Source organism: Flavobacterium branchiicola (assembly GCF_018383905.1).
Lineage (GTDB): Bacteria > Bacteroidota > Bacteroidia > Flavobacteriales > Flavobacteriaceae > Flavobacterium > Flavobacterium branchiicola.
In genome coordinates this window covers 201,344-223,730 of the sequence record NZ_JAGYWA010000001.1, presented here as the reverse complement: position 1 = coordinate 223,730, position 22,387 = coordinate 201,344, and the positions used below count along the sequence as shown (strand labels likewise).

Annotated in this window: 19 protein-coding genes and 1 tRNA gene; 17 read left to right on the top strand and 3 right to left on the bottom strand. The window is 33.5% G+C overall.

All coding sequences use genetic code 11. The annotated features are described in order from the left end of the window. Positions 1-556: 556 nt before the first annotated feature. The 3 genes from KHA98_RS00970 to KHA98_RS00960 all read right to left on the bottom strand — a co-directional run bounded on the left by KHA98_RS00970 (position 557) and on the right by KHA98_RS00960 (position 2,762). On the bottom strand, positions 557-1,186 hold the full coding sequence (locus KHA98_RS00970) for a hypothetical protein (RefSeq protein ID WP_213254461.1): 630 nt from the start codon (positions 1,184-1,186) through the stop codon (positions 557-559). Positions 1,187-1,333: 147 nt separating this feature from the next. Further along, complete coding sequence (yihA, locus tag KHA98_RS00965) at positions 1,334-1,954, bottom strand: ribosome biogenesis GTP-binding protein YihA/YsxC (RefSeq protein ID WP_213254459.1); 621 nt, start codon at positions 1,952-1,954, stop codon at positions 1,334-1,336. A 43-nt stretch (positions 1,955-1,997) separates the two neighbouring features. After that, the gene (locus tag KHA98_RS00960) at positions 1,998-2,762 is read right to left on the bottom strand and encodes an alpha/beta fold hydrolase (RefSeq protein WP_213254457.1); all 765 of its coding nucleotides are present in this window, start codon (positions 2,760-2,762) and stop codon (positions 1,998-2,000) included. 378 nt (positions 2,763-3,140) lie between these two features. On the opposite strand from KHA98_RS00960, the gene KHA98_RS00955 reads away from it, so the two are divergent. The 17 genes from KHA98_RS00955 to KHA98_RS00875 all read left to right on the top strand — a co-directional run bounded on the left by KHA98_RS00955 (position 3,141) and on the right by KHA98_RS00875 (position 22,365). Then, on the top strand, positions 3,141-3,614 hold the full coding sequence (locus KHA98_RS00955) for a division/cell wall cluster transcriptional repressor MraZ (protein ID WP_213254455.1): 474 nt from the start codon (positions 3,141-3,143) through the stop codon (positions 3,612-3,614). Continuing rightward, positions 3,589-4,497: a 16S rRNA (cytosine(1402)-N(4))-methyltransferase RsmH gene (rsmH, locus tag KHA98_RS00950; protein ID WP_213254453.1), complete on the top strand. Its 909-nt coding sequence runs from the start codon at positions 3,589-3,591 to the stop codon at positions 4,495-4,497. Before KHA98_RS00955 ends, rsmH begins: the two co-directional genes overlap by 26 nt. A 16-nt stretch (positions 4,498-4,513) precedes the next feature. Then, positions 4,514-4,861, top strand: a complete 348-nt coding sequence (locus KHA98_RS00945; protein WP_213254451.1) for an FtsL-like putative cell division protein — start codon at positions 4,514-4,516, stop codon at positions 4,859-4,861. After that, positions 4,852-6,858 (top strand): penicillin-binding protein, encoded by a 2,007-nt coding sequence (locus tag KHA98_RS00940; RefSeq protein WP_213254449.1) that lies wholly within the window; start codon positions 4,852-4,854, stop codon positions 6,856-6,858. Before KHA98_RS00945 ends, KHA98_RS00940 begins: the two co-directional genes overlap by 10 nt. Next, positions 6,855-8,318 carry a UDP-N-acetylmuramoyl-L-alanyl-D-glutamate--2,6-diaminopimelate ligase gene (locus KHA98_RS00935; protein WP_213254447.1) on the top strand — a complete coding sequence of 488 codons (1,464 nt, stop codon included), beginning with the start codon at positions 6,855-6,857 and terminating at the stop codon, positions 8,316-8,318. The genes KHA98_RS00940 and KHA98_RS00935 overlap by 4 nt, the downstream gene beginning before the upstream one ends. 73 nt (positions 8,319-8,391) lie before the next feature. Further along, complete coding sequence (gene mraY, locus KHA98_RS00930) at positions 8,392-9,624, top strand: phospho-N-acetylmuramoyl-pentapeptide-transferase (RefSeq protein WP_213254445.1); 1,233 nt, start codon at positions 8,392-8,394, stop codon at positions 9,622-9,624. Further along, a complete protein-coding gene (gene murD, locus KHA98_RS00925; RefSeq protein WP_213254443.1) occupies positions 9,625-10,956 on the top strand; it encodes a UDP-N-acetylmuramoyl-L-alanine--D-glutamate ligase in 1,332 nt (443 codons plus the stop codon). It begins immediately after the preceding gene. A gap of 78 nt (positions 10,957-11,034) precedes the next feature. Next, positions 11,035-12,348 (top strand): FtsW/RodA/SpoVE family cell cycle protein, encoded by a 1,314-nt coding sequence (locus tag KHA98_RS00920; protein ID WP_213254441.1) that lies wholly within the window; start codon positions 11,035-11,037, stop codon positions 12,346-12,348. A 39-nt stretch (positions 12,349-12,387) separates the two neighbouring features. Beyond that, positions 12,388-13,479: an undecaprenyldiphospho-muramoylpentapeptide beta-N-acetylglucosaminyltransferase gene (gene murG / locus KHA98_RS00915; RefSeq protein ID WP_213254439.1), complete on the top strand. Its 1,092-nt coding sequence runs from the start codon at positions 12,388-12,390 to the stop codon at positions 13,477-13,479. A gap of 139 nt (positions 13,480-13,618) precedes the next feature. Then, complete coding sequence (gene murC, locus KHA98_RS00910) at positions 13,619-14,968, top strand: UDP-N-acetylmuramate--L-alanine ligase (RefSeq protein WP_213254437.1); 1,350 nt, start codon at positions 13,619-13,621, stop codon at positions 14,966-14,968. Continuing rightward, complete coding sequence (locus KHA98_RS00905) at positions 14,955-15,677, top strand: cell division protein FtsQ/DivIB (RefSeq protein WP_213254435.1); 723 nt, start codon at positions 14,955-14,957, stop codon at positions 15,675-15,677. The genes murC and KHA98_RS00905 overlap by 14 nt, the downstream gene beginning before the upstream one ends. Positions 15,678-15,683: 6 nt before the next feature. Continuing rightward, on the top strand, positions 15,684-17,096 hold the full coding sequence (gene ftsA, locus KHA98_RS00900; RefSeq protein ID WP_213254433.1) for a cell division protein FtsA: 1,413 nt from the start codon (positions 15,684-15,686) through the stop codon (positions 17,094-17,096). Positions 17,097-17,180: 84 nt separating this feature from the next. After that, positions 17,181-19,163, top strand: coding sequence for a cell division protein FtsZ (ftsZ, locus tag KHA98_RS00895; protein ID WP_213254431.1), 1,983 nt, complete (start codon positions 17,181-17,183; stop codon positions 19,161-19,163). A gap of 206 nt (positions 19,164-19,369) precedes the next feature. Further along, positions 19,370-19,819 (top strand): GatB/YqeY domain-containing protein, encoded by a 450-nt coding sequence (locus KHA98_RS00890; protein WP_213254429.1) that lies wholly within the window; start codon positions 19,370-19,372, stop codon positions 19,817-19,819. A 79-nt stretch (positions 19,820-19,898) separates the two neighbouring features. Continuing rightward, positions 19,899-19,972: transfer RNA gene (locus tag KHA98_RS00885), tRNA-Arg, on the top strand. 198 nt (positions 19,973-20,170) lie between these two features. Continuing rightward, positions 20,171-21,481 (top strand): AAA family ATPase, encoded by a 1,311-nt coding sequence (locus tag KHA98_RS00880; protein WP_213254427.1) that lies wholly within the window; start codon positions 20,171-20,173, stop codon positions 21,479-21,481. Then, on the top strand, positions 21,478-22,365 hold the full coding sequence (locus KHA98_RS00875; RefSeq protein ID WP_213254425.1) for a DUF4435 domain-containing protein: 888 nt from the start codon (positions 21,478-21,480) through the stop codon (positions 22,363-22,365). The genes KHA98_RS00880 and KHA98_RS00875 overlap by 4 nt, the downstream gene beginning before the upstream one ends. The last annotated feature ends 22 nt before the right edge of the window (positions 22,366-22,387 follow it).

Here is a 22,387-nt window from a genome sequence, read left to right as displayed (position 1 = left end):
TTTATCCTAATTCTAATTTTTTCCTTTCGCATTACTATTTTATTTTTCAATTTGTAACGCTGAACGTGTTTTTCTATAAGAGTTTTTCAAATAAAATTTTAAAGAAAATTATACTAATCGTGTTTGTTTCGGTGTTGCTTTTTTTAGGATGTCAATATTATAACCAACCTTCACTTTATTGGGAATTTAATTTGATTGAAGTAACAATAACGTCAATTCCGTTGCTGTTTTATGCTTTATATCTTATTATGTCAAATTTAAAAAGTAATAAACATAATTACTTCTATTTCTGCAATGGATTAATTATTTACGTAACAAGTAGTGCAGGTATATTTTTATCCGGAAATACTGATTCAGTATTGTTTACTGAGCCATTTGTACTTGATTTGTGGTTTTTTAATTCTCTATTTTATATTCTGTATCAGTTTTTGATTTATAGGGAATGGAAAGCTTTAAATTTTAGAAGAACAACGAAGAGAAAACTTCAATGAAAAAATCCCAAATTTCAATTTTATAAAGTTCGGATTTGAGATTCTTTTGTTGGGGTTTGTTTTTTTTATTTCGTGGATCTTTTATCTAAATCTTTGAATATTTTTTTTAAAGCTTTTGTCATTAATTGGTTGGCGTTTCTGTAAAATGCAATATTGTCGATAAGTTTATCTGATTTTTGGGTCCCCCACACTGATTCTGTAGCTTCTTTTCTCGAAACGCCCACTACATTTTGAGTATAAATTATTTGTTGCAGGTTTAAATCGTAAATTTCAACAATTACTGAAGCTTCGTTTTTTCCTGTTTCCCAATCATTCTGGTATAATTCAATTGAGGAGAAGTCGCTTCTGTTCTTTTTTGTAGAAATATTAATAAAGAAGTCAAATCCTGTTCCTTCTTTAAGTTCTTTTAATTTTGTTTTATTTGGATTCAAAGGGATTTTTCTGGGAACAAGAAGCCCATTTACATCATGAATGTAGGATATGCGATCCTCAAGGTTTTTTCTAAAGAATTCCATTGATTCGGTGGTCAATTGATCTTTGGAGTTTTTAGGAGCATCTATCTCGTTTAATAGCCACTTTCCTGAAGTAAAATCTACTCCAGTTTTCTGAGGTGTTAAGAAGAGAAAAGAAGGTGTACTACATGATAAGAAAATCGAAAGAAGTAAAAGTGTAGCAAGTAATTTTGTTTTCTTCATAAAGAATCAGTTAATTCATTCAAAAATAGATTAAAAATTACGAATCCAAAATAATACTAAAACAAAATCCCAAATTCTAATTATAAAACTTAGAATTTGGGATTTTTATTTTTTTGGAATTTAGAATTTCAAAAAATTGGAATTTTATTAAAATCCTGAATTGTTTTTAAAAACTTCCTGATTTACTTCGTCTATATAAGTTAACAGTTCTTCTTTTCCAATTGACTCTGTAGATGAGGTTACAAAATAATGAGGCATTTCGGCCCAATTGTTTGCATACATCTGTTTTTTGTAAGCTGCAATATGCGAATCGATTTTTACTTTACTGATTTTATCAGCTTTTGTAAAAATAATGCAAAACGGAATTTCGCTTTCTCCCATATAGGACATAAATTCAATGTCAATTTTTTGGGCTTCATGTCGAATATCAATTAAAACAAAAGCGCAAACCAGTTGCTCTCTGTTTTCAAAATAATCTGTAATAAATTGCTGGAAAACCGATTTTGTTTTCTTAGAAACTTTAGCATAACCATAACCAGGCAAATCGACTAAAAACCAGTTGCTGTTGATTTTAAAGTGATTTATCAATTGTGTTTTTCCTGGTCTTCCAGATGTTTTTGCTAAATTTTTATGATTGGTAATCATATTGATCAAAGATGATTTACCAACATTTGATCTGCCTATAAAAGCGTATTCCGGCAAAAATTCGGCCGGGCATTTTGATGCATCAGAATTACTGATAATAAATTCGGCGGTATTAATTTTCATGCTTTTTGTTTTTAAAACCTCCTTAAATTCGAAAGTTAGATTGCTATAATTTTTTCTCGGTAAGCCATTTTTCAAGAATCTCATTAAATTCCTGAGGATGTTCCATCATAGCAGCGTGTCCACATTTGTCTATCCAATATAAAGTTGAATTAGGCAATAATTTATCAAATTCTTCAGCAACATTTGGAGGTGTTACAGAATCATTTTTACCCCAAATAATGCAGGTTTCAACTGGCATTTTTGGTAAATCTTTGGCCATATTATGACGAATGGCGCTTTTGGCAATCGTTAAAGTTTTAATTAATTTTATGCGGTCATTAGCTGTTGCATATACTTCGTCAATAAGATCCGGAGTTGCAATTTTTGGGTCATAAAATACATCTTCAGCTTTCTTTTTGATGTATTCATAATCACCTCTCCTTGGATAACTGTCACCCATTGCGCTTTCGTAAAGTCCTGAACTTCCTGTTATTACAAGTCCTGCTACTTTTTCCGGATACAATTTTGTATGATACAATGCGATATGTCCTCCTAATGAATTTCCTAATAGAATAACTTTATCAAAACCTTTAAAGGCGATGAAATCTTTTACGTATTTAGCAAAGCTTTTTACATTCGTTTTTAAAATGCTTTGTGTGTATATTGGCAAATCCGGGATAACAACTTTGTATCCTTTCGTTGGGAAATATTGCGCTACACCATCAAAGTTACTAAGACCTCCCATTAAACCGTGTAAAATAACGATAGGAGTTCCTTCTCCAGCTTCATAATAGCTGTATTTGCCTTCTTTTTTGTAGTTTTTGTCCATCTAGTTTAATGCCAATTTCAATTTCGACAAATATAGGGTTTAATAAACAAAAATGAATTTTTGCTGTCGTTTTTTAACTACATAATTTGAGTAGAATTTATAAGTATTTAAAAATCAGCTTTTAGGGGCGTTTTTGGTGATTTTTGTAAATGTTAAAATTTTTACATTATAACTATTTTTTTAAGAGAAAGCCTATGTAATTTTTAGAATTGTTAAAGGAATTTATTTTTCGGCTGATTTATGTGTAAAGTATTGATTGTGTATTTGTTAAGCAAAGTGGTAGTAAAGTGGTTAAACTTATTAACAAAGTGGTATATAGTGGTAATATGTGGTATTTTTTTTTATATTTTTGCTGTATAACATGTTAAGCTATTTTTCTTGAATACAATTGTGGGAACATATGAGTGTAAAGTTGATGCTAAGGGGAGGCTAATGTTGCCTGCACCCCTAAAAAAGCAGCTATCAGCTTCTCTTCAGGACGGTTTTGTCTTGAAGCGCTCTGTTTTTCAACAATGTTTAGAATTGTATCCAATGGAAGAATGGAATTTGATGATGGCGAAAATTAACAAGTTGAATCGTTTTGTAAAAAAGAACAATGATTTTATTCGCAGATTTACTGCCGGCGTTAAAGTGGTAGAGATTGATGCATTAGGAAGATTGTTGGTGCCAAAAGATTTGGTGACCTTTTCAGGTATTTCTAAAGATGTTGTTTTTTCATCTGCGGTTAATATTGTGGAGATTTGGGATAAGGATTTATACGAAAAATCAATAAGCGGCGAAGATATGGATTTTGCAGATTTAGCCGAAGAAGTAATGGGAAATATTAATGACGACGACAATGGAATATCATAATCCGGTTTTGCTTCATCCAACAGTAGATGGTTTAAATATTAAACCTGATGGAGTGTATGTAGATGTTACGTTTGGAGGCGGTGGTCATTCAAAAGAGATTTTAAAAAGATTAGGGCCAAACGGAAGATTATTTGCTTTTGATCAGGACGAAGATGCACTTGCAAATGCATTGCCAGACGAAAGGTTTACCTTAATTAATGAGAACTTTAGATTTATAAAAAGATTTCTTCGTTTTCATGGTGTTAAAAGTGTTGATGGAATTTTAGCCGATTTGGGAGTTTCATCACATCAGTTTGATGTTCCGGAGAGAGGTTTCTCCACAAGATTTGACGCCGGGCTGGATATGCGGATGAGTCAGAAAAATGATTTAAATGCTTATCGGGTGGTTAACGAATATGAAGAACAGGATTTACGTCGTGTTTTTTTTGATTATGGGGAGTTGAAGAATGCACCAGCTTTGGCAAGAACAATTGTAGAAGCAAGAAGCGGTTACCCAATCAAAACGACCGATGAACTAAAAGAAGTTTTGGCGAAGTATTTACCAGAAAGGGTTAAAAATAAAATACTGGCTCAGATTTATCAGGCGATACGTATCGAAGTAAATCAGGAAATGGATGTTCTAAAAGAGTTTATTGAGCAGTCTTTGGAAATTTTAAATCCGGGCGGAAGATTTTCGGTAATCTCGTATCATTCTCTAGAAGACAGATTGGTAAAGAGATTTATTAAAAACGGAATGTTTGAAGGAGAACCGGAACGTGATTTTTATGGAAACTTTTCAGTTCCGTTTAAAACTATCGGAAAATTGATTGTTCCTGATGATGCTGAAATCAAAATCAACAATAGAGCAAGAAGTGCAAAACTAAGAATAGCGGAGAAGATATAATATATATAGGTAGAAAATGAAGGGTGGAGTATTTGGAATATTAAAAGCTAGATTTCTAATCAATGATGATGCGGTAAAAAACTGGAGATTCATTGTTTTTATAATTCTGCTGGCCATTTTGATGATCGCAAATACGCAGCGATACGAACAAAAGGTTTTTGAAATTGCAAAACTGAATAATGAAGTAAAAGAATTGAGGTCAGAATTTGTAGATCGACGTTCAGAATTGATGAAGTTAAAAATGGAATCAACGATATCGGATAAAATGCTTGAAAAGCAAATTTTTCCATCAACGGTTCCTCCAATAAAAATAGAAGTTAAAAAAGAAGAAGAAAAAAGTTTCTTTAAAAGAATATGGCAGTAGACGATAAACATATATCCTACAGAATTTACCTCGTAGCAGTTTTCATCTTTTTGATGGCAATTGCTATTGTTGTTAAATTAACCAATATTCAATGGGTTGATGGAGATTATTACAGAAAACTGGCAAAACAACGTACCGTTAGAAATTTTGTAATTCCGGCAAATAAAGGAAATATATATTCTGCTGACGGAAGTTTATTGGCAACTTCAATTCCTAATTATGAGATTAGATTTGATGCCAAAGCACCAAAAACAGAAACTTTCGAGAAACATGTAAAAGCCTTGTCTGATTCATTAGTAACAGTTTTAGGGAAATCAGGAAGTTATTACGAGCAGGAATTAAGAAAAGCAAGAGCAAATAAAAACAGGTATTATTTAATCGCCAGAAACTTAAGTTATACTGAATATGTAAAAATTAAAGGTTTTCCATTATTCAACTTAGGTGCTTTTAAAGGCGGAATTATTATCGAACAGGAAACAGTTAGAAAACATCCTATCGGAAAAATTGCTGAAAGAACAATTGGTTACGACCGTATTGATCCGGCAACAGGAATAGAAGTTGGAAAAGGAATCGAGTGGGCTTTTAAAAGCTATTTGAATGGAAAAGACGGAAAAATTCTGAAACAAAAAATTGCAAAAGGACAATGGAAACCAATTCGTGATGTAAACGAAGTAGATCCGATTGACGGTTATGATGTAGTTTCAACTGTTGATGTTTTTATTCAGGATATTGCGCATCATGCTTTATTGAAACAACTTGAGGATTACGAAGCAGATCATGGTTGCGTAGTTGTAATGGAAACGGAAACGGGTTATATAAAGGCAATTTCTAATTTAGGAAGAGGTGAAGACGGATCGTATACAGAAACTGTAAACTATGCAGTAGCAGAGTCTCACGAGCCGGGATCGACTTTTAAGCTGGTTGATTTAATGGCTATTTTAGAAGATAAAGTAGCTGATACCAGTACAGTTTATGACAGTCACAATGGTGTTGTCAAATATTATGGAAGATCTGTACGTGATTCACATCATGGTGGTTATGGAAAGATTTCATTAGCGCGTGGATTTGAGCTTTCGTCAAATACAGTGATGGTTCAGGCAGTTTATGATAATTATAAAAGTAATCCATCAAAATTTGTAAATCATATCAGAAGTTTTGGTTTGGATAAGCCTTTAGGGTTGCATTTTAAAGGAGAAGGAAGACCAATCGTTCCGCATCCTGGTGATAAAATCTGGTCTGGAATTTCACTTCCGTGGATGGCTTTTGGGTATTCAGTTTCAGTTACTCCGATGCAGACGTTAGCATTTTACAATTCTGTTGCAAATAATGGTGTAATGGTAAGACCGCAATTTGTTTCAGAAATTAAAGAATGGAATAAAACGATTAAAAAATTTGATACAGAGGTAATTAACCCAAGGATTTGTTCGCCTGAAACACTTAAAAAAGTAAGAGCAGTTTTAGGAAATGTGGTAAAAAAAGGAACCGCTTCTAAGTTGTATTCAAAAGATTTTTCGATGGCAGGAAAAACAGGGACAGCGATGGTTAATTATAATAAAGCAGGAAGAGAAGGAATGTATTATGCATCGTCTTTCGTAGGATATTTTCCGGCAGATCATCCTAAATATTCTTGTATTGTAGTGGTTCATAAGCCAAATACAGCCAAAAATAATTATTACGGAGCAGATGTTGCGGGCCCGGTTTTTAAAAGAATTGCCCAAAAAATATTTACAGATGCACCATCAACAAATAAAATAAAACAACTGGATTCTAAAATTGCAAAACAAGAAAGCAGTTATGACAAGTATACGGTTGAAGCCAATAAAAAATTAAGTCAGGTTCCTAATTTAAAAGGAATGCCAGGAATGGATGCGGTTGCGTTATTAGAAAATCTGAGCTTAAAAGTAAAAGTTATAGGTGTTGGAAAGGTTAAAAAACAATCCATTCAGCCAGGACAAAATATTAATAAAAATGCAATTATAGTATTAGAATTATCATGAAAATACTAAAAGACATATTATACAAAGTAGCCATTGAATCTGTAACAGGTTCAACAGAAATTGGTGTTCATAAAATTGAGTTTGATTCAAGAAAAATTGAAGCAAATGATCTTTTTGTAGCCATTCGCGGAACACTTTCAGATGGTCATGATTATATCAGCAAAGCGATTGAGTTAGGTGCTGTGGCAATCGTATGTGATACTTTGCCAGAAAATATCGAAAAAGGAATTACTTATATTCAGGTTAAAGATACCAATACCGCTCTGGCTTTTATGGCTGCGAATTATTTTGGAGATCCTTCTGAAAAATTAAAATTGGTAGGTGTTACCGGAACAAACGGTAAAACAACAATTGCTTCTCTGTTATTTCAATTGTTTCAAAAAGCCGGATTTAAAGTTGGTTTATTGTCAACTGTAAAAATAATGGTTAATGCAACAGAGTATAAAGCAACTCATACAACTCCTGATTCTATCACGATTAATCATTATTTAAATGAAATGATCGAAGCAGGTGTTACGCATTGTTTTATGGAAGTAAGTTCACATGGAATTCATCAGAAACGTACAGAAGCTTTGCATTTTGTAGGCGGAATTTTTACGAATCTTTCTCATGATCATTTAGATTATCATCCAACTTTTGCAGAATACAGAGATGTGAAAAAATCATTTTTTGATTCATTGCCAAAAACGGCTTTTGCATTAACCAATATTGATGATAAAAACGGACCTGTAATGTTGCAAAATACAGTTGCGAGAAAATTTACTTATGCACTTAAATCTTATGCTGATTTCAGAGCTCAGATTTTAGAAAGTCAATTATCAGGTTTATTGTTAAAAGTAAACGATAATGAAGTTTGGGTAAAACTCATCGGAACGTTTAATGCTTACAATGTCTTGGCGATTTACGGAACTGCAATTGAGCTAGGGATGGATAGTCTTGAGGCGCTTCGCTTACTGTCTGATTTAGAAAGTGTTTCGGGTCGTTTTCAGTATATAGTATCAGATTCTAAGATTACTGCGATTGTTGATTATGCGCATACGCCGGATGCTCTGGATAATGTGATAAAAACGATTAATGATATCCGTACTAAAAACGAACAATTAATTACCGTTGTGGGTTGCGGAGGAAACAGAGATAAGACAAAAAGACCAATTATGGCTAAAATTGCTTCAGAACTTAGTGACAAAGCAATTTTAACTTCTGATAATCCTAGAAACGAAGATCCTGAAGTGATTTTAGATGAGATGGAACAAGGAGTTGAAGGTCAGAATTACAAAAAGATCTTAAGAATTACAGACAGAAAACAGGCTATAAAAACAGCTTGTCAATTGGCTCAGCCAAATGATATTATCCTAATTGCGGGTAAAGGTCATGAAACCTATCAGGAGATAAATGGTGTTCGTCATCATTTTGATGATATGGAAACAGTAAAAGAAATTTTAGATCAATTAAGTAAATAACAAAATAAAAAGTCCAAAACCCAATTTGAAGTTGGGATTTAATTCGAAATTGGAATTTAAAAAATAGAAAAATATGCTGTACTACTTATTTGAATATTTAGACAAAACATTAGATGTACCGGGAACAGGAGTTTTTCAGTACATCACTTTTAGATCGGCTTTGGCATTGATGCTTTCATTGCTTTTGTCTACGATTTACGGAAAGCGTATTATCAACTTTTTGCGTAATCAGCAAGTTGGTGAGACCGTTCGTGAGTTAGGTCTTCAAGGGCAAAATGAGAAAGCAGGAACTCCGACAATGGGAGGATTGATTATCATTTTTGCAACCCTTGTTCCAGTTTTGTTATTTGCTCGTTTGCATAATATTTACATCGTATTGCTTATTGTAACCACGCTTTGGATGGGAACAATTGGTTTTGTTGATGATTATATTAAAATATTTAAAAAAGATAAAGCAGGTCTTAAGGGAATTTTTAAAGTTATTGGTCAGGTTGGTTTGGGAATTATTGTTGGAGCGGTTCTTTATTTTAACCCGGCAGTGACAGTAAGAACGGATACTGGAAGAACAGATGTTTTTAAAGCATCGCAAAGTACAACTGTTGTTTTACCAGCTCCTATTGAAGAAAAATCTACGGCAACTACGATTCCTTTTGTAAAAAATAATGAGTTTGACTATGCTGAGATATTAGCATGGACAGGTGAAGGATATGAGAAATGGGCTTGGTTGATCTTTATTCCGGTTGTAATTTTTATTATCACAGCAGTTTCAAACGGGGCAAATTTAACAGACGGAATTGATGGTCTCGCGGCCGGGACTTCTGCGGTGTCAGTTCTGGCACTCGGAATATTTACGTTTGTTTCTGGGAATATCATTTTCTCTAATTATTTAAATATAATGTATATCCCCAATTCGGGTGAAATGACAGTCTTTATATCTGCTTTTGTGGGGGCATTAATTGGGTTTCTTTGGTACAACTCCTATCCTGCATCTGTATTTATGGGAGACACAGGAAGTTTAACCATTGGAGGAATTATTGCAGTTTTAGCAATTGCTGTTCGAAAAGAATTATTGATTCCCTTATTATGTGGAATCTTTTTGGTAGAGAATTTTTCAGTGGTATTGCAGGTTAGTTATTTCAAATTTACTAAAAAACGATACGGAGAAGGACGAAGAATATTCCTCATGTCACCTCTTCATCATCATTATCAGAAAAAAGGATATCATGAAAGTAAAATCGTGACCCGATTCTGGATTGTTGCCATAATGTTAGCCATATTATCAATCGTTACTTTAAAACTAAGATAGATGAGGCTAGTAGTTTTAGGAGGAGGAGAAAGCGGTGTAGGTACTGCTATTCTTGGGAAGAAAAAGGGATACGAAGTTTTTGTATCGGATTTTGGAAAGATAAAAGAAAGCTATAAAGAAGTTCTTATCATTAATAAAATTGCGTGGGAAGAAGAACAGCATACAGAGGATTTAATTCTTAATGCTGATGTGGTAATGAAAAGCCCGGGAATTCCGGAAAAGTCACCAATAGTAAAGAAGCTTGTTGCGGCAGGGATAAAAGTAATTTCAGAAATAGAATTTGCAAAACCTTTTACAGAAGCACTCACTATCGGAATTACCGGAAGTAATGGTAAAACAACAACCACAATGCTTACTCATCATCTCCTTAAATCTGCTGGATTAAATGTTGGTTTGGGAGGGAATATAGGAAAGAGTTTTGCCTGGCAGGTTGCAGAGAATAAATTTGATGCATACGTTCTTGAATTGAGCAGTTTTCAGTTGGATGGAATTATAGATTATAAACCGGACATCGCGATAATAACGAATATCAGTCCGGATCATTTGGATCGGTACGAGTATAAGTACGAGAATTACATCGATTCGAAGTTTCGAATTACAATGAATCAAACCGAAAGTGATTATCTTATTTACGATGCTGATGATGAGGCAAGCACAGAATGGTTAAAGAAAAACAAAACAAAAGCAAAACTAATTCCTTTCTCACTAACTAAAATTTTTGAACAAGGAGCTTCTATAAATAACAACAAAATGGAAATAAAGATCAACCAAGAAGAGTTTACAATGGAAACAGAACACATTGCGTTAGAAGGAAAACATAACATGAAAAACGCAATGGCAGCAAGCTCTGTAGCAAAATTGATGCAAATTAGAAATGCAACAATTCGCGAAAGTTTATCTAATTTTCAAGGTGTTGAACACCGTTTGGAGAAAGTATTAAAAATTCAGAATGTACAATATATCAACGATTCAAAAGCTACAAATGTAAATGCAACTTTCTTCGCTTTAGACAGCATGACAGTTCCTACAGTTTGGATTGTTGGTGGTGTTGACAAAGGAAATGATTACAATGAATTAATGTCATTAGTTCGTGAAAAAGTAAAAGCAATCATTTGTTTAGGAATCGATAACCGTAAAATTATTGAAGCTTTCGGTAATGTTGTGGATATCATGGTTGAAGTAAATAACATGAACGATGCAGTGAAAACTGCTCAAAGATTAACAGAAAAAGGTGATGCTGTCTTGTTATCTCCAGCTTGTGCAAGTTTCGATTTATTCGAAAACTACGAAGACAGAGGAAAGCAATTCAAACAAGCGGTACATAACCTGTAAGAATAGTTTTAAGTTTAAAGTTTCACGTTATGTGGGAACTTGAAACCTGAAACAAAGAAAACCAGAAACAAAATAACAATGAAGGAGCTAGTAAACAAACTAAAAGGAGATAGAGTAATATGGTCATTCGTGGCTTTATTAGCACTGTTTTCGTTTATGCCTGTTTTTAGTGCGAGTAGTAATTTAGCATACATAGGTCACGGAACCGGGAATACACTGGGTTATTTGGTAAAACATCTGGCACATATTTGTATTGGTTTTTCAATCATTTATTGGGTACACAGAGTTCCATATCACTATTTCAGAGCAATTTCAAAAATAGCACTGCCAATAGTGTGGTTCTTGTTGCTTTATACTTTGTTGAAAGGAACTGTGATTGCTGGAGCAAATGCAAGTCGTTGGATTCAGGTGCCATTTATTGGGATCACGTTTCAGACTTCTACATTGGCATCTATCGTTCTTTTTATTTTTGTTGCACGTTATTTATCTAAGACTAAAGAAGAAAATGAACCCTTTCAGGTTTCGTTAATTCAGCTTTGGTTACCAGTTTTTATTACACTGGTGCTTATTTTACCAGCGAATTTTTCAACTACCGCACTGATATTTTCTATGGTGTTAATGTTAACATTCATTGGTAAATATCCATTAAAGTATATTGGTTTTATCATCGGATCAGGAATTGCAATGTTGGCGTTCTTCCTTTTAGTTGCAAAAGCGTTTCCAGATTCACGATTCTTTAGCAGGGTATCAACATGGGAAAGTCGTATAATGAACTTTACCACAGATAAACCAGATGAAGATGATTATCAAATCGAAAAAGCAAAAATTGCAATAGCATCCGGAAAATTTGGAGGTTTAGGACCAGGGAAAAGTGTTCAGAAAAACTTTTTACCACAATCTTCTTCCGATTTTATTTACGCCATTATTGTTGAAGAGTATGGTCTTGTGGGAGGAGTAGCGATTTTGGTTTTATACTTATTGCTGTTATTTCGATTTGTTATAGCCTCACACAAAGCAAATACATTATTTGGAAAATTAGTCGTCGTCGGGCTCGGGTTTCCGATGATATTTCAGGCGATGATCAATATGGCGGTTGCGGTTGAATTATTACCGGTAACAGGACAAACGCTTCCTTTGATAAGTAGTGGGGGAAGTTCGATTTGGATGACTTGTCTAGGACTCGGAATCATCATTAGTGTTACCAAAAAAGAAGAAGAAATTGCTGAAGAAAAGGAAGAGAAAGAGAGAAGGAAAGAAGCACTTCAGCGATTAATCGATAAAGAATTAGCAGAAGAAGATTTACCTGCTGATGAAAAAATATACGAGGAAGAAGAAATGTATTCAATAGAAGACAATTCAAGAAATCCAATGAATGCAGTTTTAAATAAATAATTAAAGGATAAAATAGTTTAAACAATAACTATTAAAAATATGACAAAGTATAAATTCATACTAAGCGGAGGAGGAACAGGAGGACATATTTATCCTGCAATTGCGATTGCAAACGAATTAAAATTACAATTTCCTGATGCGGAATTTCTTTTTGTGGGAGCTCAGGATAAAATGGAAATGCAAAAAGTGCCTCAGGCAGGTTATGAAATAAAAGGGCTTTGGATTGCCGGTTTACAAAGAAAACTGACTTTGCAAAATTTGATGTTTCCTTTAAAATTAGCATCAAGTTTATTAGAGTCAAGAAGAATTATTAAAAAGTTCAAACCAAATGTTGTAATAGGAACAGGTGGTTTTGCCAGCGGCCCATTGTTGCAGGCGGCTGGAGGAGCAGGAATTCCAACCGTTATTCAGGAACAGAATTCTTTCCCGGGAATTACGAATAAATTGCTAAGTAAAAAAGCAAATGCAATATGCGTTGCTTATCAGAATTTAGAACGTTTTTTTCCTAAAGATAAAATTGTTTTAACGGGTAATCCGGTTCGTCAGGATTTAATTGATATTGCCAGCAAGCGTGATGAAGCTGTTGCTTTTTACGGCTTAGACCCGAATAAGAAAACATTGTTGATTTTAGGAGGAAGTTTGGGGGCGAGAAGAATCAATCAGTTAATTGAAAAAGAATTGCAAAATTTCCTTTCGCAGGATGTTCAGATAATCTGGCAATGTGGTAAGTTATATTTTGAAGAGTATAAAAAATACAATCAACCAAATGTAAAAGTGGTTGATTTTATAGAAAGAATGGATTTTGTTTATGCAGCTGCAGATGTCATAATTTCACGAGCAGGAGCTTCGTCAGTTTCAGAATTATGTATTGTTGGGAAACCGGTAATTTTTATTCCGTCTCCTAATGTAGCTGAGGATCACCAGACTAAAAATGCGGAGGCAATTGTAGATGAAAAAGGAGCAATTTTGTTGAAAGAATCTCAGTTGGAAAGCGAGTTTAGCATTGTTTTTGAAGCGCTGCTGAAAGATGAAGGAAAACAAAAACAATTGAGTGATAATATTAAAAAACTGGCAATGCCAAAAGCGACAAAAGACATTGTTGCGGAGATTGTAAAGCTGATTAGGCAATAAGCTTTAAGCTATAGGCAGTAAGCTTGAGATTGCTGTCTAAAGTGTAAATGAAGTTTAAAAGGATAAAAGGGAATTAGAAAATAAAGACAAAAGTTATAGGCTTAAAGCCTAAAGCTTACGGCTTATAGCAGAAAAAGAAATGAATTTAAATCAAATACAAAACGTTTATTTTATAGGTATTGGAGGCATCGGAATGAGTGCCCTGGCTCGTTATTTTAAATATATCGGGAAGCAGGTTTCAGGTTACGATAAAACGTCATCAATGCTTACAAGTGAATTAATTGAAAGTGGTATTGATATTCATTTTGAAGATAATATTTGTTTGATTCCGAGCGATTACCATGTAGAAAATACGTTGGTAATTTTTACTCCGGCTGTGCCAAAATCACACTCAGAGTGGAATTATTTTAGTGAAAGAAATTACGAAATTAAAAAACGTGCCGAGGTTTTAGGAATTATCACCAAAGACACTTTTAGTTTCGCTGTTGCAGGAACACACGGAAAAACAACAACATCAAGTATTCTTGGTCATATTTTATACGAAAGCGGAGCAGATGTTACGGCATTTGTTGGAGGAATTGTAGAGAATTACAATTCAAATTTAATTGGTACAGGAAAAACTGTAACAGTTGTTGAAGCTGACGAATTTGATCGTTCGTTTTTACACCTTCATCCAAATATTGCCTGTATAACTTCTATGGATGCCGATCATTTGGATATCTACGGAACAAGTGAAGCAATCGAAGCTTCGTTTGTAGAATTTGCTGCCAAAGTTGAAGATAAAAATAACTTGTTTATCACTAAAGAATTGCCTTTGGAAGGTGTTCAGTGTGCGATAAACGAAGACGCTGTATATAAGGCATATAATGTTCGAATTGAAGATGGAAGCTATGTTTTTGATGTGCAGACGCCATCAGAAATTATGAAAGATCTTCATTTTGGATTGCCTGGAAAACACAATTTAATGAATGGATTGATGGCTATTGCGATGGCAAAAACTTTCGGCACCCCGACCGGGTCAATTGCAAAAGCCATTGCTTCATTCAGAGGAATCAGAAGACGTTTTTCTTATCAGATAAAATCAGATAAGTTAGTTTATATAGATGATTATGCACATCATCCAACAGAAATAAATGCTGTTCATCAGGCAGTTAGTGAATTATATCCGGGACGAAAAGTTTTAGCGATTTTTCAGCCGCATTTATTCAGCAGAACAAAAGATTTTGCTGACGGATTTGCAGCAAGTTTATCTCAGTTTGATGAAGTGTTTTTAATGGATATTTATCCGGCCCGTGAATTACCAATGGAAGGAATTACATCGGAATGGCTGTTGGGTAAAATGACAAATTCGAACAAAAAAATTGTTGCAAAAAATGATTTATTAGCGGAAATCAAAGCCAGTGATGCGCCAGTAATTGTAACAATAGGAGCTGGTGATATTGGAGAAATGGTACCATCAATTAAAAAGATGCTGAATGAAAATATTTAATTGGACAAATATTCGATTAATACTCATTTGTGGGTTGGTACTTTTTTTGTATTCATTCGCGCAACATCGAAATGGAGACAGAAAACTGAAAAAATCCATGGTCGTTTTTGTAGGAGAAAATACTCTTTTTGTGAAGCCGGAAACGGTTAATAAATTGTTGATAGAAAATAAAAGAGACGCTTCCAGTATTAGAAAAGATGAAGTAGATTTGAATAAGATAGAAAAAACCCTTGATACGCAAGACATGATTGAGAAGTCGGATGTTTTTGTAAGTATCGACGGTGTTCTAAAAGCGGTAGTAAAACAGAAGACACCAATAGCAAGAATTTATGATGGTGACCAATCTTTTTATATTGACTATGAGGGAAATAAAATGCCCTTATCTGACAATTTTACAGCGCGAGTTCCTCTTGTTTCAGGGGCAATAATTGAAAAAAATAACGAAGATTTAGCTGCTTTATTTCGCACAATTTATGACGATGCGTTTTTGAGAAAAAACATCATTGCAATTCAAATTATGCCTAATGGCAGCCTAAAAATGTTTAATCGAAACTTTGATTACTTCATAGATTTCGGCAGAACGATGAATGTTGATAAGAAATTTAGAAACTATAAAGCCTTTTTTCAAAAAGCAGTTTTAGATAGTTCGTTATACAAATACAAAAAGATTGACCTTAGGTTTACGGAACAAGTAGTTTGCACAAAATAATAGAAAATGGAAAAAGATAACATTGCAGTAGGTCTAGATATTGGAACAACCAAAATAGTTGCCATGATAGGCAAGAAGAACGAGTATGGTAAACTTGAAATTTTGGGCATTGGCAAATCCAAAAGTTTGGGTGTTGCGAGAGGAGTTGTAAACAACATAACGCAAACAATTCAATCGATTCAGCAAGCGATAATCGAAGCAGAAAATAATTCAGGTTACAAAATAAAAGATGTTGTGGTTGGTATCGCCGGACAACACATCAGAAGTATTCAGCATACAGATTACATCAGCCGTAACAATCCGGAAGAAGTAATTGGCGAAAAAGACATTCAGTTATTAATCGATCAGGTAAATAAACTGGCGATGTTACCTGGAGAAGAAATTATTCACGTTCTGCCACAAGAATTTAAAATCGACGGGCAGTCTGAAATTAAAGAACCAATCGGAATGTACGGCGGAAGATTAGAATCTAGTTTTCACGTTGTGGTTGGACAAGCATCCTCTATCAGAAATGTTGGAAGATGTATTCAGAGTTCAGGAATAGAATTATCAGGATTGACATTAGAACCATTAGCTTCTGCAGATGCTGTTTTAAGTCAGGAAGAAAAAGAAGCTGGTGTTGCGTTAATCGATATCGGAGGCGGAACAACAGATTTAGCAATTTTCAAGGATGGTATCATTCGTCATACAGCTGTAATTCCTTTTGGAGGAAATGTAATTACAGACGATATCAAAGAAGGATGTTCGATTATTGAAAAACAAGCGGAACTTTTAAAAATAAAATTCGGATCGGCATGGCCGGGAGAAAATAAAGATAACGAGATTGTTTCTATTCCTGGTTTAAGAGGAAGAGAGCCAAAAGAGATTTCGTTAAAAAACCTTTCTAAAATAATTCACGCACGTGTTGTTGAAATTGTAGAGCAGGTTTTTGCAGAAATAAAAGCTTACGGACACGAAGATCCTCGCAAAAAATTAATTGCAGGTATCGTTCTTACAGGTGGTGGAGCACAATTAAAGCATATTAAGCAGTTAGTTGAATATATCACCGGTATGGATACCAGAATTGGATATCCAAACGAGCATTTAGCAGGAAACTCAAGTGAAGAAATTTCTAGTCCGTTATATGCAACAGCAGTTGGATTAGTAATGAATAGTATCGAAAACAGTACACAAAGTGCTGTTAGAATGGAGATTGTAAATGAGCAGCCAAAAGTGGTTTACAGAAATGTTCCGCCACCAGTTCAGCAACAACGATACGAAGTAGAAGAAAACTACGTTGAAAGAGTAGAAACTATTGAAGAACCTAGAGAAACGAGAGTAAACAAGGTTGAGGCAGAGTCTACAGAAACAAAAATAAGAAGATCATTTTTTGATCGTTATGTCGATAAAATCAAAGATTTTTTAGACAACGCAGAATAAATATAATAAGAGAAAAGGATTACTTTTTGCCCCAAGTCAAGAAGTAAAAAATGTACTAAATAAGAATTTCAAAAAACCAAAAAGATGATGAGCAACTCAGAATTTGGAAGTATTTCATTTGATTTACCAAAAAACCAGTCAAATGTTATCAAAGTAATAGGTGTAGGTGGAGGTGGTAGTAATGCTATCAACCATATGTTTAAACAAGGTATTAAAGGCGTAGATTTTATCGTTTGTAATACCGATTCACAAGCACTACAAAATAGTTCAGTGCCTAACAAGATTCAGTTAGGTATGAATTTAACAGAAGGTCTTGGAGCAGGAGCAAACCCTGATGTAGGACAACAGTCTGCTATTGAAAGTATCGCCGATATTGAAAAAATGTTGGATCGTGGTACTAAGATGGTATTCATTACTGCTGGTATGGGTGGAGGAACCGGTACTGGTGCAGCTCCCGTTATCGCACAATTAGCAAAAGAAAGAGAAATCTTAACAGTGGGTATCGTGACAATTCCGTTTCAGTTTGAAGGGAAAGTACGTCAGGAGCAGGCACTTTTAGGTATCGAAAAATTACGTAAACAAGTTGACTCGTTAATCGTAATTAATAATAATAAATTAAGAGAAGTTTACGGAAATCTTGGTTTCAAAGCCGGATTCTCGAAAGCGGACGAAGTTTTGGCAACGGCCTCAAGAGGTATTGCTGAAGTAATTACACACCACTATACTCAAAATATCGATTTACGTGATGCTAAAACAGTTTTGGCAAACAGTGGAACGGCTATAATGGGATCTTCGGTATCAGAAGGAGACAACAGAGCAAAAGATGCGATTGTATCGGCATTAGATTCTCCGTTGTTAAATGACAATAAAATTACAGGAGCCAAAAACGTATTGTTGCTTATCGTTTCTGGATCTAACGAAATAACGCTTGACGAAATCGGAGAAATCAACGATCACATTCAGGCAGAAGCAGGTTACAACGCAAATATTATCATGGGAGTTGGTGAAGACGAAACTCTTGGTGAGGCTATTGCTGTAACTATTATTGCAACTGGATTTGATGTTGAACAACAAAACGAAATAGTAAATACTGAGCCTAAAAAAATCATTCATACGTTAGAAGATGAGCAAAGAAGTGTTCATAATTTAACAAACAGACCATTGACTTCTTTTGATTTAAATGCTGAAACACCTACTGCAAAATCTGAAGAAAAAGTTGTTTTTGAATTAATGGAAGATACGGTTGCTCCCGTAGCTCAAACTCCTGTTGCTCCGGTAACAACACCAACAATCAATCAGGAAGAATTAGTGGTAATGTCTGAGTTTATTAAAAACCTTGATGTTACTTTCGAAATTGTTTCGCCAATAACAGATATTGATTTTAAAATTTCAACTCCTGAGGTACCAGCTTATCAAAAAGTAGAGCCAGTACAGCAAAGAACTTTTGAAAGAGAAGAACAAACGACTTTTTCATTTGATTTGCCACTTTTCAGATCAGAGCCTGAAGTTAAAAAAGAACCGGTTGCAGAACAGGAAACAAAAATTTTGTTTGAGTTGTCAAACGAAACACGCAATATTAAGGTAAATGATCCGGTTTCATATGTACCGGTAACGGAACTTTCGGATAACGGAATTATCAAATATTCGTTAGAAGAATATATGGAAGTTGAAAACGAATTGACTGCTTCTAAACCAGTTGAAAAAGTAATCGAAGATGTTGTTCCAGAGGAATTAAATATCACTTTGAAATCAAGAGCTGATTTTGCAAGTCAGGCTGATTACACTACAACTTCTGAAGTTTCTCCGATGGAATTAACAATTGAGGAAACTTTACGCTTAAGAGCTGAAGAAAGAAGAAAGAAATTAAAAGAATTTAATTATAAATTCCATAATAACGTTTCAAGAATTGACGAGTTGGAAAAAGAACCAGCTTACAAAAGATTAGGAATAGACTTGTCTAATTCTCAGTCAGGTAACAACAATTCAAGAATTTCAGTTGGAACAGATAGTAATAATGATTTGCAATTGCGTTCAAATAATTCATTTTTGCACGACAACGTAGATTAATTTTACAATCATAATATTAGGGTAACCCGAAAATTGGATTTAATTTTCGGGTTATTTTTTTTATCTTCGCACAGAATTTAGAAATTTGACTTCTTTAATAGGTTTTTAAAGTGAATCTAATGGTCAGTTCGGGTGAAGTCAAGAATAAATTTCAAATTAATATATCAATTGTATAGGCATTTGCTTATTTAAATAAAAAATAAAAGATGAGTTTACAAGCACAAATTATGGACGAGATCAAAACGGCCATGAAAGCAAAAGATACTGTCGCTTTAGAATCTTTAAGAGCAATTAAATCTGAATTGTTATTAGCTTCAACAGCTTCAGGATCTAAAGAAGAATTAACTGAAGACGAAGAAATTAAATTACTTCAAAGATTAGTAAAAACCCGTAAAGAAAGCGCAAGAATCTTTACAGAGCAAAATCGTCCTGATTTAGCTGAACCAGAATTGGCTCAGGTAGCAGTAATCGAGAAGTTTTTACCAGCACAATTAAGCGAAGAAGAAGTAGAAGCCGTGATTGCAAAAATCATTGCTGAAACAGGAGCTTCTGGAATTGCTTCAATGGGTAAAGTAATGGGATTAGCATCTGCTCAATTAGGGGGAACTGCTGAAGGAAAAACCATTTCTACAATTGTAAAAAAGTTACTTTCGTAATAAATTCCAAATATTAGAAATTCCAAATTCCAATTTAGCGTTGGAATTTGGAATTTAAAAAATTGAAATTTAAAATATTGACCGCGTAGTTCAACTGGATAGAATATCAGATTTCGGCTCTGAGGGTTGGGGGTTCGAACCCCTCCGCGGTCACTTTAACCATTGATTTTAAAGGGTTTTAGTCAACATTTAGTCAACAAGTTTGGTTAATGGAGATTAAAACCTTTTTTTATTCGAGATATTTATAAGTCCAAAGTATGATTTTGTAATTAAATAAGTGTGTAAATTCTTAAAATAAATTATATTAGCTAAATTGTAATTTATATTTTATTAAGTAAAGCTGATTAAGCTATGAGAAAAATTAGAAAGGTAAAAATTGATGGTTTTTGGGGGGATAAAACTGTCGACTTAAAATTTGATGAAGAAATAAACTTCTTGATCGGTGTCAACGGTTCTGGAAAGACAACAATAATTAATCTAATTGCGGCATCTTTAAACGCTGATTTCGCTACTTTAGATAAAATTGAATTTAATAAAATAAAAATTAATTTTTTTGATTTAGAGGATAGTGATGGTAAAATTATTTCATCGTCATATATAGAGGTTGAAAAAACTGATAATATTGCTTCGCCATACAGTAATATTTTATTTAAAATTAAAGCAGACGCAAAAACTAAAATTAAGACATTCAAACTTAATGATATCGAAGAGGAGAATCTTTTTAGATATAGTCATAATTATCTTAACGATTACCGCGTATTTAAAACACAACGAAGTGTTAAAGCTGAGAGGGATATTAATATAGCTCTTAAAGGTTTTGTAAACCTTACTTGGTTATCAATTCACCGAACAAATAATCTAAATAGAAATAACGAAGAAAAAGGTTTTGAATCTACAATAGATTTAAAGGTTAAGGAGTTATCAACAGAATTAGTTAAATATTTTGGTATTCTAGATAAAAGGTATTCTCTGGAAACAGAAAAATTTCAAAAGAATATTTTCTTATCATTAATTGAGGGAGAATCTAAAAGTGATATTTTTTCTATATCAACTGAACTTGAGCCAGAACATGAAAAAGAAGCATTAAAACAGATCTTTTTATTGTTTAAACTTCAAGAAGATGAATTTACCAATAAGTTAGACACTCATTTTAATTACTTTGAGGACTCAAAAAAAGCCATTACTCAAAAAGAAACGGTTACTTTGAATCATTTAGCTTCACTTGTTAGTACCCAAAGAATACATTCAATTGTGCAAGAATGGAAGCTACTTAATGAGATGAAAATAAATATTAATAAACCTAAATTTATTTTTATTGATGAAATAAATAATCTTTTCCAAAGAAAAAAGGTATTTATAAATGAAAGAAATGAGTTACTTGTTGAGACCGATAGCGGTAAGGTTTTTCAATTATCCAATCTTTCTTCTGGTGAAAAACAATTATTAATTATTTTAGGACAAAGTTTACTTCAAGAAAATTGCAGTAATATTTATATAGCCGATGAACCCGAACTTTCTCTTCATGTGGATTGGCAAGAAAAGTTAGTCAAAAATTTAAAGAATGTTAATCCAAACTCTCAAATTATTTTTGCAACACATTCTCCTGATATTGTTGGTCGTTTCTCTGATTTTATAATTAAAGTTGAGGAAGCCATTATATGAGTAGTTTTACAAGAACAAGAACCGGATTAAATAATCAACACTTATTTCACGATGTTGATTTCATTATGTTTTTGGAAGGTGGAAAAAAGAGTTTTACAAAGGCAGAAGCTTTGGCTGGAAGTTATAATGAAGAAACGGAAGATATTATTTTTTGGAAAAACATTTTTGATACATTCGCTAATGATAAAAGAATAAAATTCAAATCAATTGGTTCAAAAGTAGTGATCAAGGATATGTTGGTGGATATTGTCGATGGTAGATTAACTACGATCCTTCTTGCAATGGATAATGAATTTGATGAGATATTTAATAGGCGAATAAATCACCCTCAAGTATATTATACATATGGGTACAGCTGGGAAAATGATGTTTGGAATCATAATGTAGTAAAATCTGTAATTGAAGGTCTTACAGCCGTGAAAATTACAAACGATGATATAGAAAAAAATCTAAATAATTTTTTAGCAAAAATAAAAGTTGCTGTTAATGCTGACGGATATCTATTTAAAAAAGGGGCTTCTTTTCTTCCTCGCAAGACGGGTATCTTTTTTTGTGTAGAATGTGCTCCCGTTGATCTTCCATATGTAAGAACAAATGATGTAAATGAAAGACTTGAATTAAAAGGGTTGAAAAGAAGTACAGTAAATAGTTTTGGAAGAAGATATTTAATAGATCCACATAAGTTTTGCTATGGACATTTATTAGCAGATTATTGTTGTCAGGTGATAATTCATTATATAAGGAAGCGTCATTTACTTCCGACTATGCATAAAGATATAATTTACAGAATGGGCATAAATAAATTTTTTGAATCGTATTTTGAAGCTGGGCATATCTATGACTATTATTCAAATATGTTTCAGCAAAAACAACTTTTAGATTAAATTGTTTAATTAGGATTTGAAC